Origin of the sequence: Paenibacillus sp. FSL P4-0184, from assembly GCF_038004625.1 — a bacterium.
GTDB lineage: Bacteria > Bacillota > Bacilli > Paenibacillales > Paenibacillaceae > Paenibacillus_AQ.
On sequence record NZ_JBBORN010000001.1, the window covers coordinates 637,065 to 650,129 of the forward strand.

The window sequence follows — 13,065 nt, forward strand, 5'->3', positions numbered from 1 at the left end:
AATTTCTGCACAATATAATTTCACTTATATACTTGCGTGGTCACGTTTGGTGTAAGTTTTACGCTTCTCTAGAAGCTTGTTAAGCGCATCAATATAAGCACGGGCACTCGCTTCCAGAATATCGGTACTAAGTCCACGGCCCTGTGCAGCAACTTCACCCTGCGACAGTACTACATGAACCTCGCCCTGTGCATCTTTACCACGGGAGACGGATTTAATGGAATAGTCCCCAAGGGTAACTTCCTCACCCGTGGCTTTATCAATAGCATTGTAGATGGCATCTACAGAACCATTGCCTTCTGCCTCTGCTACAATAGGCTCCGCTTCCGGACCATCGATAATCACCTTAGCAGTTGGAACAGCTTTATTACCGTAAGTAACGTAAATCGTCTGAAGTCTGAATACTTCTGGCGTATCAATTAGTTTCTCTTCAATTAATGCCAAAATATCTTCATCCGACACTTCTTTTTTCTTATCCGCCAAGTCTTTAAACCTTGAAAAAGCTGTATTAAGCTCTTCTTCAGATAAATCATACCCTAGATCACTTAGCTTATCGCGGAAAGCATGGCGTCCAGAGTGCTTACCAAGTACCAGTTTGCTCTCTTTAAGTCCAATGGTCTCCGGTGTCATGATCTCATAAGTGGTTTTCTCTTTCAGCATTCCGTCCTGGTGAATACCCGATTCATGAGCAAATGCATTAGCTCCTACAATCGCCTTATTCCCTGGGACTACCATACCTGTCAACTTGCTGACCAAGCGACTTGTGCGAGAAATCTCGGACAAAGTTAAGGATGTTTTTGCGCCAAAGAATTCAGCGCGTGTCTCCAGCGCCAATGCCACTTCTTCAATCGCTGTGTTCCCGGCACGTTCACCGATACCGTTGATCGTTCCTTCGATCTGATCTGCACCATTCTGAATCGCAGCCAGCGTATTTGCTGTAGCCATGCCAAGATCGTTATGACAATGAGCACTAAGCTGTACGCGTTCAATATCAGGCACATTCTCTTTTAGATATTTAAAGATAGCTCCGTACTCCGAAGGATTCAAGTAACCTACAGTATCCGGGATATTAACAACATTAGCCCCTTCCCGGATAGCCATGCCGACCATTTCAGCCATGAAATCATACTCCGTACGGCCCGCGTCTTCTAATGAAAACTCGAGCTTAGGGAAATATTTCTTAGCGTATCGGATAGCAGACTGTGCAGTTTCCAACACCTGAGCCTTATCCATCCGCAGCTTATGCTGCCGGTGAATAGGAGATGTAGCTAGAAAAATATGAATACAAGGGTCCTGCGCTCCCTGTAGTGCTTCTTTTACAGCATCAATATCTGTCTCTCTAGAACGAGAAAGGCCGATTACCGTGACGTTCTTCACAGCTCTTGCCACCGCATTAACAGAAGCTAGATCACCTGGAGAAGCTGCAGGAAAACCCGCTTCCATGCGATCAATTCCCAGCTTCTCTAACTGGTAAGCGATCTCCACTTTCTCACGCGTGTTGAGGTTCACACCTGGTGACTGCTCTCCATCTCGCAGTGTCGTATCGAACACATAAATTTTCCGCATGCTAAGCACCTCCCAAAGATTGTGCTGAAACTCTCAAATGCGGCTCGCAAAGTCACGGCCGCATTTGAAGGTAACACTATTTAATCATAAGTATGAATATGATTATTTCTTAATCCAGTGCATCATTTCACGCAATTGGCTACCTACAACTTCTACTGGGTGAGCAGCTTCGTTGCGGCGAGTAGCGGTAAGGAAAGCACGTCCGGATTGGTTCTCAAGGATAAAGTCACGAGCGAATTTACCTTCTTGAATATCTGTCAGAACAGCTTTCATTGCTTTTTTAGTATCTTCAGTTACAATGCGTGGTCCAGTTACATAGTCACCATATTCCGCAGTGTTACTGATGGAATCGCGCATGCTGGACAATCCGCCTTCGTATACCATGTCAACGATCAGTTTCAATTCGTGCAGACATTCGAAGTAAGCCATTTCAGGAGCATAGCCTGCTTCTGTCAAAGTTTCGAATCCAGCTTTGATCAGTGCGGATACACCACCACAAAGTACTGCTTGTTCGCCGAACAAGTCGGTTTCGGTTTCTTCGCGGAAAGAAGTTTCGATAACTCCTGCACGTGTACAACCAATACCTTTTGCATAAGCAAGACCGATTTCTTTCGCTTTACCTGTTGCATCTTGTTCGATAGCAATCAAGCCAGGAACGCCGAAGCCTTCAACATAAGTACGACGAACCATGTGACCTGGAGATTTTGGTGCTACGAGCAGCACGTCCGCATCTTTAGGAGCAACGATTTGTCCGAAGTGTACGTTAAAGCCGTGGGAGAACATCAAAGCTGCGCCTTTTTTGAGGTTTGGTTCCACTTCATTTTTATATACGGATGCTTGAGTTTCATCTGGCATTAAGATTTGCACAACATCTGCACGGGATACTGCTTCAGCTACTGGCAATACTTCAAAACCGTCATTTTTCGCAGTTTCAAAAGATTTACCTTCACGAAGACCGATGACAACTTGAAGACCACTGTCACGTAGGTTTTGTGCTTGGGCATGTCCTTGGCTTCCGTACCCGATTACCGCAATTGTCTTTCCTTTTAATACACTAAGTTCTGCATCCTGTTCATAGTACGTTGTAACTGCCATTGTCAATATCCTCCTTTAATTTGAGACCCATCATAAAGAGCGGGTGCTTCAAGAGAACTGGATTCGTCGATTAGATCAAGCTGCTCCTCAAGCTCCCGCTCTTTAGCGGGAATGTCATTCATATCATATCAGATTAATGCAATCAAGCAGTAATCCGTTAAAGTCGCAAAATAAACTATTTAAGAGTTGCCACGTACCATAGCCGTAACACCTGTGCGAGACAGCTCTCTGATTCCATAAGGCTTCAATAGCTCGATCATCGCGTCAATCTTCTGTGTCTCCCCAACTACCTGCACCAGTATAGTGGTGCTGCCGATATCGACAACTGAAGCACGGAAAGTCTCAACTACACCCAAAATTTCCGGACGCTCACTTGGATCAGCATTCACTTTAATCAGAGCCAGCTCGCGTGCAACCATCGGCTTAGCTCCAAGATCAACAACTTTGATAACATCAATTAGCTTATAGAGCTGCTTCTCGATTTGTTCAAGGGTATGCTGGTCGCCAAGAGTAACGATAACCATCCGGGATAATCCAACCTCTTCGGACTGGCCGACTGTAATACTCTCAATATTAAATCCACGGCGACCGAACAAGCCTGACACCCGCTGAAGCACACCTGGCTGGTCATTTACGAGTACAGAAATCGTATGTCTTGTCACTGTTATTCATCCCCCATCAGCATATGATCGATGGTTGAACCTTGAGTTACCATCGGGTAGACATTCTCGTCTTTTGGAACAACGAATTCTACCAATACTGGACCCGGTGTTTCCAGAGCTTTCTGCCATGCATCACGTGCTTCTTCCTTATTCGTCGCCCGTAGACCTTTTACACCATAGGCCTCAGCCAGCTTAACGAAATCCGGACTACCTGCAAGGTCTGTATAGCTATAACGTTTGTCATAGATAAGATTCTGCCATTGGCGAACCATTCCAAGCACTTGATTATTAATAACAACGATTTTGACAGGTATATTGTTAATCGCACAAATCGCCAGCTCTTGGGAACACATTTGCATACCGCCATCCCCGTTAATCGATACTACCAACCGTTCAGGATGTGCCATTTGCGCACCGATAGCTGATGGGAATCCGAAGCCCATCGTTCCAAGACCACCTGAAGTAATCCATGAACGCGGATGATTGAACTTGTAATATTGTGCTGCCCACATTTGATGCTGGCCAACGTCCGTAGTAACAATCGCTTCACCATTAGTGGTGTCATTAATCATTTCAATAACCCATTGTGGTTTAAGCTCTGTCTCCGAATCTTTATACCGAAGTGGCTGATCAAGCTTCGACTGCGCGATATGCGTTCTCCAAGCATCAGCCTTAGATGCACGGCCAACCTCAGGAATCAGCATTTCCAGTACAGTTTTTACATCTCCAACGATCGGAATATCAGGCGATACATTTTTTCCGATTTCTGCAGGATCGATATCGATATGCACGATCTTGGCTTTTGGCGCGAAGCCGTCCAGCCTACCCGTAACACGGTCATCGAAGCGGGCACCGATATTAATGAGCAGATCGCATTGCTGAATCGCATTGTTTGCGGTATATGTGCCATGCATACCTGGCATTCCCATCCAAAGCTCTTCAGCACTTGGGAAGGCTCCAAGTCCCAGCAAGGTTGTAGTTATTGGAATCTCTGTCCGTTTCACGAATTCGAACATAGCCTCATGTGCTCCGGAATAGATAACTCCACCACCTGCAATGATAATCGGACGTTCAGCAACCTCAATCGCACGAACCAGTTTATCAAGCTGCAGTTTGTTTGGAACTGTACAAGGGTTGTAGCCACGAAGATTTACGGTCTTCACTGGTGTGAACAACGTCTTTGCTGCCGACACATCTTTCGGTATATCGATCAATACTGGACCTTTACGACCGGTATTCGCCACATGGAAAGCTTCATGTATTACGCGAGGGAGATCCTCAACATCTCTTACAAAGTAGCTGTGTTTAGTGATTGGCATCGTGATTCCAGTAATGTCTGCTTCCTGGAAAGCATCTGTACCGATCAGGCTTGAGAAAACGTTACCTGTGATTACGACCAATGGAGTGGAGTCCATATATGCTGTAGCAATACCTGTTACAAGGTTTGTTGCGCCAGGACCCGAGGTTGCGATACACACCCCTGGTTTGCCACTTGCTCTAGCGTAACCGTCAGCTGCATGAATCGCTCCTTGCTCATGACGTGTTAACACGTGATTGAAATCCGTAAAACCGTACAATGCATCATAAATGTACAATACAGCTCCACCTGGATATCCGAATACTGTGTCTACACCCTCCAATACAAGGCTGCGGAGTAGTATTTCCGAACCGGTAATAACTTCCGGCTCCATCCATTTTTCTTTTAGCTGCTCTGTAGACCGTAATTCCGGTATTTGCGCGCTCATCAGTATTCCTCCTCCGATATTTAACATTCATTATGCAAATGACGGACCGTCCTCTATACATCAGCAAATAGTTATTTATAAAACAAAAAAACCTTCCGCCTCCCACGCACAGTATTAGCGCGTGAGGGACGAAAGGTTGATCTTCCGTGGTACCACCCATGTTTGCATTACATCTCGCGATGCAACGCCTTATCAGGTATACAAAAATCCATCGATGTAGGCAAGGGCCCTAATCTCTGTAACCTGAAGTCCGTAACGCGGACTAAACGATTCCCCCTAATAATTCCACCACTCTAGCCAGTGGACCTTTCAGGGAAACAGCTCCGAGGTGAGCTCGTATATAAGGGATTTCGGTGGAGGTTGCAGCAAATCCTCACACTCTCTGAGCAAAAGAGCCCTTAAAACTTCGTCCTCATCATTGCCGATACATGTATGTTCGTTAAAATGTTTAGACACATTATATGATTCCTATCACGGATAGTCAATACCCTTATTTTTAAAATCGTCACAACTCCTGCTTCTACCCTCTCGGAACGCCTGCCCCTCTCCCAACATATGATGTACGACAATGCGTGGAAAGGGGACGCTCTATGATTCGTTATCGTCGACCGAAGCAGGATGACGTTGTTATTTTTGATTTAATCGAGCGACAGCTCGTTCCATTATCTCATCTGCCGCAAACTGAAATCACTAAAATCAAAAAGGATTTACCCCGTCGTCTAGGACACGGAATCACACTTGTCACCTGTCCCGACTATGAAAGCGATCCAAACGGGTTTGTCCATTTCTTGCTGCATGGTGATTTACTCTACATCGATATGCTAGCCATTGCACCAGATGCTCGGCGAAAACACTTGGGAAATATGCTTATGGATCGGGCAGAAAGATTTGCACTTTCTCGCGGTTGTCATCGTTCTAAGGTATCTGTCGATCTAGGGAATGCAGCAGCGCTAGCCTTTTATCGAAAATTGGGCTACAGCGTAGCCCGTTATCAATCGCTAAGTTTTTGTTACGAGCTTGAGAAACGATTCTCCTAGCCAAAGCAGCACTTATCGGAACTCAAAAGAATCCAAAAGGTGAATATGGTGTGCCTCCGTACCCATAACCTCCATAAGGAGTTCCATATCCGTAACCGCCACCATAAGGTGTAGCTCCACCATAGCCTCCTCCATAGCCACCGCCATAACCTCCACCATAAGCATAAGGGGCAGTACCAATGGCGAGCAAATCAAACAACACTAATGGAATGATTGCTTTAGTTTGTACTTTTTTACCACTTACACGTTGCAAAATAAGACGATTTCCTGATACACGAAGCAACTTTCCTGTAACCTGTGTGCCATCTTTTTTCACAGCGATGATCTGTTTACCTATGAGCCTCATAACCTGCTTTTTCGTAACTGGCTTAGTCATAATATCCCCTCCAAAAAGTTTTGCATGCCTCTGATTCCCGCCATCTTCAAAACAGTTTATTCGCACAAAAGTACCTTCGCCTGTACACTTGCCCTTACCTCTTAATGTTTATCCATATCGATCCTAACAAAAAAAGCCGTATCTCCGGAAAAGTCCGGAAATACGGCTTGATAATGATATAAGCAAAAAATCGAAAAGATCTAGCGTTTACCAGGATCGTAAGGCTGACCTAATGCCTTAGGAGCAGCGGAACGACCTACAGCACCCACCAATACAATGATCGTTAATACGTAAGGAATCATAAAGATAAACTCTTGTGGAATGTCCTTTGACCATTCAAACAATTGTACGTAGTTACGGATCGCTTGAGAGAATCCGAAGAATACAGCAGCGCCAAAGGCACCAAGCGGATTCCACTTACCAAAGATCATCGCTGCAATAGCGATAAAACCTTGACCTGAAATCGTATTATGTCCAAAGGTTCCGGTTGTAGTTAGAGTGATTGTAGCACCACCGATACCAGCCAGCAATCCACTCAGCATTACGCCGATATATCTCATCCGCTTCACCTTGACCCCTAAGGTGTCTGCAGCACTAGGATGTTCACCTACTGCGCGTAAACGCAGTCCAAATGGCGTTTTAAACAAAACGAAATAAATAACAATAACCAGCACAATGGCCAGATAAGTGGTCGGATAGGAATTAAATATCCCTTCACCGATCACTGGGATTTTGGAGAGTCCAGGAATTGAAACCTTGTTAAACCCATCGATTAGTGGAGTTTCAGCAGATCCATCAAACAGCAGCTTTACCATGTAGAGCGTACTGCCTGCGGCTAAAAAGTTAATAACCGTACCACTGATCGTCTGATCCGATTTAAAGGTAATAGCTGCAACTGCATGAATTAGTGAACCAATTACCCCGACGGCCATAGCACATAGTACGCCAATCCAAGGAGCCCATTCACCCATCCCAGCATCTTGAGCATAATAACCGCCCACTGCTGCGGCAAAAGCACCAAACATCATCAAACCTTCAAGTCCAATATTTACGACACCGGAGCGTTCAGAGAAGATGCCGCCAAGTGAGGCAAAAATAAGCGCTGTGGAAAAAACAAGCGTTGTATTAAGCAGTTGACCTAACGTCTGCAGATCCATCTATAACACCTTCTCTTTCTTGCGCTTGAAGTAAAAGGGCTTAAGCACCCAGCGCACAATCCCTTGTGCCGCAATAAAGAATATGATTGAACCTATAACGATACGAATAAGCTCTGGAGGAACATCTGCAGCAAAACTCATTCCTGCAGAACCATAAGTCAACGTACCATAGAGAATCGCAGCAAGAACAACACCAAGTGGATGTGTTAAACCAAGTAGAGCCACTGCGATACCATCAAAACCATATCCTGGTGATGCCGCGAACACAGATTGATAATGGAATACACCCAGTACCTCCCCTGCTCCGGCCAACCCTGCAAATACTCCACTTATGAACATTGCTTTTACAACGTTACGGCCAACATTCATACCTGCGTACTCGGCAGCATGAGGATTGTAACCAACAGCACGCATTTCATATCCTTGCTTAGTCTTCCATAAGTAGACATAGAAGAATACTGCTGCGGCAAGGGCAATAGCTGTTCCCCAGTGCAGACGTGCATTGTCAAATAACGAATTCAAGAACGTCATAGAAAGTGAAGCTGGAATATCCTCGGAACGATTCTGTCCCGGGAGTAACAGAAATGCTCTTACAATATAATTCGACAAGTACAGAGCAACCCAGTTTAACATGATCGTGGTAATAACTTCATTAATCCCACGTTTGGCCTTCAAGTAGCCAGCGATACCAGCCCACAGACCTCCACATAACCCTGCTATAATAACAGCAAGCGGAACCAATATGAATCCTGGCAAGGCTGCAAATTTAATGCCCACCACGGTTGCAGCTGTCATACCAATCATCACTTGTCCGTCTGCCCCGATATTAAACATCCCTGAACGGAATGCAAAGGCTACGGCTAAACCAGTGAGCATTAATGGCGTCATTTCGCGCACGGCTTCACCAAAGTTGTACAAGTTACCAAATACACGTGAGAACAGTGCGGAGTAAGCAGTTATCGGATCATAACCACCCATAAGCATAACTATTGCTCCCACAAGAAAACCAAGTACGATGGCGACAAGAGGAACGATATAGCTGTCAGTTGTGAAGATTTTTTTGAACTTATTCAACTGCCTTACCTCCCCGCTTCAAGCTGCCTGCCATCATAAGACCCAGTTCCTGGTCATTCGTATCCTGCGGGAACACTTCACCGACAATTTTGCCTTCATAGATAACAGCAATTCTGTCTGATACATTCATAATCTCGTCCAATTCAAACGAAATGAGCAATACAGCTTTTCCTTGGTCACGCTGTGCGATAAGCTGCTTTTGAACAAACTCGATAGCCCCAACATCTAGACCGCGTGTTGGTTGTGCTGCAATAAGTAATGTCGGATCTTTATCTATTTCCCGAGCAATAATCGCTTTCTGTTGATTTCCGCCGGATAGAGAACGTGCTTTGGTCTGAATTGAAGGTGTACGCACATCAAATTGCTCCACAAGACCTTCAGCATATTTATCAATGACATCATTTTGCATAAAGCCATTTTTGTTATATGGACTCTTATAGTAAGTTTCCAAAACCATGTTCTCACTTACTGAGAAATCAAGCACCAAACCATGCTTATGACGGTCCTCTGGAATATGAGACACATTCATCTCCGTAATCTTACGCGGGGATAAATTAGCTATCTCGTTCCCAGACACCTGAATAGAACCAGAATCAATTTTACGCAGACCTGTAATAGCCTGAATCAGTTCACTCTGTCCATTGCCATCTACACCAGCTATTCCGAGAATTTCTCCGGCTTTCACATCAAAGCTAAGGCCGTCCAGCACTGAGACACCATCTTTACTCTTGCTGTTCACATCCTTCAGCTCGAGTACAGTTTTGCCAACCTCAGGAGCCTTCTTATCTACCTTGAAGGTTACGCCACGTCCAACCATCTTCTCAGCTAGTTCATTCGGATTAGTCTCTGCGGTATTTACGGTATCGATTACTTTCCCGCGTCTAATAATGGTGACCCGATCAGATATTTGCATAATTTCTTTAAGCTTATGCGTAATCAGGATAATAGATTTTCCCTCTGCAACAAGCCGCTTCATAATCGCCATCAATTCCGTAATTTCTTGAGGCGTAAGTACTGCAGTCGGCTCATCAAATATGAGAATATCCGCTCCGCGGTACAGGGTCTTCATAATTTCTACCCTTTGCTGCATACCTACAGAAATGTCATGAATAACGGCATTTGGATTCACTTGCAGGCCATATTGCTCCGATAGCTTCCGAACCTGTTCCGCAGCGGATTTATAGTCAATTTTAAGGCCTTTCTTCGGCTCCATCCCAAGAACAATATTCTCGGTAACCGTAAAAGGTTCCACGAGCTTGAAATGCTGATGCACCATACCAATACCAAGCTCAATCGCTTTATTGGGATTATCAATTATAACCGGTTTCCCGTCGATTTCAATACTACCTTCGTCCGGTTGATACAATCCAAACACGATATTCATTAGGGTTGATTTACCTGCACCATTCTCACCGAGCAATGCAAGAATCTCACCCTTTTTTAAGGTTAAGCTAATGGAATCGTTAGCAACAATACCAGGAAATCGTTTTGTGATTTGCTTCAACTCTACGACAGGAGCCGCAGCACTCATGGAATCACCCTCATCACAGAATATATAACTACCATGCAGACACGGATGTACCGCCCTTTTCAAGACGGTATAACTGTGTCCAACTTATCATAACCAGTGCTTTAACAAGGAATAAGGCCAGCACATAACCGGCCTTATTCTTTGTTGCTTATTGTAATCCGACAAATAAAAGGGAGATCTTACTCGGTAGGAACTGTAATTGTTCCATCAATGATTTGTTTTTTGTAATCTTCAACTTTAGCCAAGATCTCTTCAGAAACGTTAACTTTAGATGTATCAGAGATACCTACACCATTGTCTTTCAAACCAAGAACAGTTGTAGTACCACCTTTGAAAGTACCATCGATTACTTCTTTGGAAACCTTCTTCACAGCTTCGTCAACTCGTTTGATCATGGAAGTCAAAGTTACGTCCGTACCAAATTCAATGGATTGGTCTTTGTCTACACCGATAACCCAAACTTTTGCACCGCCAGCTTTGTTACGGGATTTAGCTTCGTTAAATACGCCATTTCCTGTTGCACCAGCAGCAGGGAAGATGATGTCATTACCATCGTTATATAATGTAGCGGCAAGAGATTTACCAGTATCTGGCTTGTCATATGCACCTGCATAAGTAATTGTAACTTTAGCGTCAGGCTTAACTGCTAATACACCAGCTTTAAAGCCTACTTCAAAACGTTTGATTACTGGGCTTTCCATACCGCCGATAAAAGCTACCTTGTTAGTTTTTGTAGTCAAACCAGCAACCACACCAACCAAGAAGGAACCTTCGTTCTCAGAGAAAGTAACGGATGCTACGTTAGGAGCATCTACAACGCTATCAATAATTGCCAAGTTAGCATTTGCGTTCTCACCAGCAACCTTTTTAATTGCGTCGCCAAGATCAAAACCAATACCCCAAGTCAAGTTGTAGCCATCTTTAACGAATTGGTTAAGGTTTGGCTCATAGTCAGCGTTTGATTTACTTTGCAAATATTTAACGGAAGAACCTGTTTCTTTTTCAAGAGCTTGTAATGCTTCCCATGCGGATTGGTTAAACGATTTATCGTTTACGCCTCCGATGTCAGTAACCATACCAAATTTGAAATCAGATTTTGCGGCATTTGTTCCGCCATTTGTTCCTGCATTAGTCTCGCCATTTGCAGCATTCTTAGCGTTGTTGTTTCCGCAACCGGCCAATACTACTGTGAATGCCAGCAACATTACAAGAGATAGCTTGAAAACTTTTTTCATTGAATGTGATCCCCCTTAAAATATTGGATGTCATCTGTGTTCTACTTGGACATTCCATAGATCAAATTATAACTGCAATAAAATCTAAAATCCAGTCCATAAATGACCTCAGGTCAATAAATATTTGTACTTTTTCGTAAGTAACCGCTTTCCATGACACGACATGTTATCATCATGTTTGAATGATGTTAGAAAACCTTATTTTACTTTGTATAGTATTCCAACACATTACAAATATTATTGCACACTTATGTGTTTTCTATTATTATGATTGCTTAGTATTTGCACTGAAAGGAAGTTATCAGATATGACCGATGAAAAAAATCCACAAACGATGCCGGCTTTTAAATATTGCCGTGAATCCCGTGTCTTCAAAACCGGACGCGTTTTCCCTAATGATGTTAATAATCACAAAACATTGTTTGGCGGTAAGCTTATGAGCGGCATTGATGAAGTAGCCTCCATCTCAGCTATGCGCCATTGCCGTGCTAATGTCGTTACAGCCTCTACAGACTCTGTTGACTTCTTGAGGCCCATCCGACCTACAGACTCCGTATGTTTCGAATCCTTCGTTTCTTGGACCGGACGTACAAGCATAGAGGTATTCGTAAAGATCATTTCAGAAAACTTATATACGGGTGAGCGCGCCGTCGCCGCCACTTCATTCCTTACCTTTGTTGCAGTTGGGGAGGATGGTACTCCCACTCCAGTTCCTGCCATAATCCCAGAGACCGATGAAGAGAAATTGATCAGCGAATCAGCTAATGAACGTTCTGAGCTACGTAAAGCAAGAAGAACCATCAGTAAAAAGCTCGCTGCCGAGCTCAATACTGTGAAGTACTGGGAATAACTCTGCATTAAGCAGAGTTTTTTTCTCGTTTTTTTACGGCAGAGAAATCATTTCCTTATTTTATATACTTCATACCACACAAAAAAGCACCGCTGCATGGGCAACACGCAGGCGGTGCTTTTCGATTATATTACAACACTTACGCGTTGATTTTCTCTTTGGCAATACCAGCCAAGGAGTTGAATGCGTTAAGATCATTTACAGCCAGATCAGCCAGCATCTTACGGTTAACTTCTACACCAGCCAATTTCAGGCCGTATACAAGCTTGCTGTAAGAAAGACCGTTCAAACGAGCTGCTGCATTAATACGAACGATCCACAGTCTGCGGAAGTTACGTTTAGTTTGACGACGGTCGCGGTAAGCGTAAACCATCGATTTCATTACTTGTTCTTTAGCTGTTTTAAAAATGCGGTGTTTAGAACCGAAATAACCTTTTGCCAATTTCAATACTTTTTTATGTCTACGACGAACTACAAATCCGCCCTTAACTCTTGCCATATTAATAAACCTCCCAAAAATGTGTGATAAACTATTTCAAGTTAGCCAATCCTTGTTTCAAACGTCTTACATCCCCAGGGGCCATTACTGGATTACCGTTCAGAACGCGCTTAGCGCGTTTAGATTTGTGGGACAGCAAGTGGTTTTTGTGAGCTTTGTAACGTGTTACTTTACCAGTTCCGGTAATTTTGAAGCGGCCTTTCAGGCTGCTATGTGTTTTCATCTTAGGCATGGTGTT

13 protein-coding genes are annotated in these 13,065 nt (G+C 44.0%); 2 read left to right on the forward strand and 11 right to left on the reverse strand.

Annotated elements, in window-relative coordinates; genetic code table 11:
• Positions 1-24: 24 nt before the first annotated feature.
• The 4 genes from MKY52_RS02605 to ilvB all read right to left on the reverse strand — a co-directional run bounded on the left by MKY52_RS02605 (position 25) and on the right by ilvB (position 5,068).
• Positions 25-1,566 (reverse strand): 2-isopropylmalate synthase, encoded by a 1,542-nt coding sequence (locus tag MKY52_RS02605; RefSeq protein ID WP_042125095.1) that lies wholly within the window; start codon positions 1,564-1,566, stop codon positions 25-27.
• A gap of 102 nt (positions 1,567-1,668) precedes the next feature.
• Positions 1,669-2,661 (reverse strand): ketol-acid reductoisomerase, encoded by a 993-nt coding sequence (ilvC, locus tag MKY52_RS02610; RefSeq protein WP_036679485.1) that lies wholly within the window; start codon positions 2,659-2,661, stop codon positions 1,669-1,671.
• A 179-nt stretch (positions 2,662-2,840) separates the two neighbouring features.
• Positions 2,841-3,329 (reverse strand): acetolactate synthase small subunit, encoded by a 489-nt coding sequence (gene ilvN, locus MKY52_RS02615; protein WP_170880323.1) that lies wholly within the window; start codon positions 3,327-3,329, stop codon positions 2,841-2,843.
• Positions 3,326-5,068, reverse strand: coding sequence for a biosynthetic-type acetolactate synthase large subunit (ilvB, locus tag MKY52_RS02620; protein WP_042125091.1), 1,743 nt, complete (start codon positions 5,066-5,068; stop codon positions 3,326-3,328). Before ilvB ends, ilvN begins: the two co-directional genes overlap by 4 nt.
• Positions 5,069-5,658: 590 nt before the next feature.
• Here ilvB and MKY52_RS02625 point away from each other — a divergent pair.
• Entirely contained in the window at positions 5,659-6,105 is a 447-nt protein-coding gene (locus MKY52_RS02625) for a GNAT family N-acetyltransferase (RefSeq protein WP_042125089.1), read from the forward strand.
• 22 nt (positions 6,106-6,127) lie between these two features.
• Here MKY52_RS02625 and MKY52_RS02630 read toward each other — a convergent pair whose 3' ends face one another.
• From MKY52_RS02630 to MKY52_RS02650, 5 genes are all read right to left on the reverse strand, one after another.
• Positions 6,128-6,481 carry a hypothetical protein gene (locus MKY52_RS02630; RefSeq protein ID WP_042125087.1) on the reverse strand — a complete coding sequence of 118 codons (354 nt, stop codon included), beginning with the start codon at positions 6,479-6,481 and terminating at the stop codon, positions 6,128-6,130.
• 200 nt (positions 6,482-6,681) lie between these two features.
• Positions 6,682-7,638 carry an ABC transporter permease gene (locus tag MKY52_RS02635; protein ID WP_042125085.1) on the reverse strand — a complete coding sequence of 319 codons (957 nt, stop codon included), beginning with the start codon at positions 7,636-7,638 and terminating at the stop codon, positions 6,682-6,684.
• Positions 7,639-8,712 (reverse strand): ABC transporter permease, encoded by a 1,074-nt coding sequence (locus MKY52_RS02640; RefSeq protein WP_042125082.1) that lies wholly within the window; start codon positions 8,710-8,712, stop codon positions 7,639-7,641.
• Positions 8,705-10,243 carry an ABC transporter ATP-binding protein gene (locus MKY52_RS02645; protein WP_042125080.1) on the reverse strand — a complete coding sequence of 513 codons (1,539 nt, stop codon included), beginning with the start codon at positions 10,241-10,243 and terminating at the stop codon, positions 8,705-8,707. The genes MKY52_RS02640 and MKY52_RS02645 overlap by 8 nt, the downstream gene beginning before the upstream one ends.
• Positions 10,244-10,422: 179 nt before the next feature.
• Positions 10,423-11,478: a BMP family lipoprotein gene (locus MKY52_RS02650; RefSeq protein WP_042185713.1), complete on the reverse strand. Its 1,056-nt coding sequence runs from the start codon at positions 11,476-11,478 to the stop codon at positions 10,423-10,425.
• Between the two features lie 307 nt (positions 11,479-11,785).
• Between MKY52_RS02650 and MKY52_RS02655 the strand changes: the two genes are divergently transcribed.
• On the forward strand, positions 11,786-12,328 hold the full coding sequence (locus MKY52_RS02655) for an acyl-CoA thioesterase (RefSeq protein ID WP_341049671.1): 543 nt from the start codon (positions 11,786-11,788) through the stop codon (positions 12,326-12,328).
• 139 nt (positions 12,329-12,467) lie between these two features.
• On the opposite strand, the gene rplT is transcribed toward MKY52_RS02655, so the two are convergent.
• Together rplT and rpmI are read right to left on the reverse strand one after the other, a co-directional pair.
• The gene (rplT, locus tag MKY52_RS02660) at positions 12,468-12,827 is read right to left on the reverse strand and encodes a 50S ribosomal protein L20 (RefSeq protein WP_042125073.1); all 360 of its coding nucleotides are present in this window, start codon (positions 12,825-12,827) and stop codon (positions 12,468-12,470) included.
• 31 nt (positions 12,828-12,858) lie between these two features.
• Positions 12,859-13,059, reverse strand: coding sequence for a 50S ribosomal protein L35 (gene rpmI / locus MKY52_RS02665; RefSeq protein ID WP_036679507.1), 201 nt, complete (start codon positions 13,057-13,059; stop codon positions 12,859-12,861).
• Between the last annotated feature and the right edge of the window lie 6 nt (positions 13,060-13,065).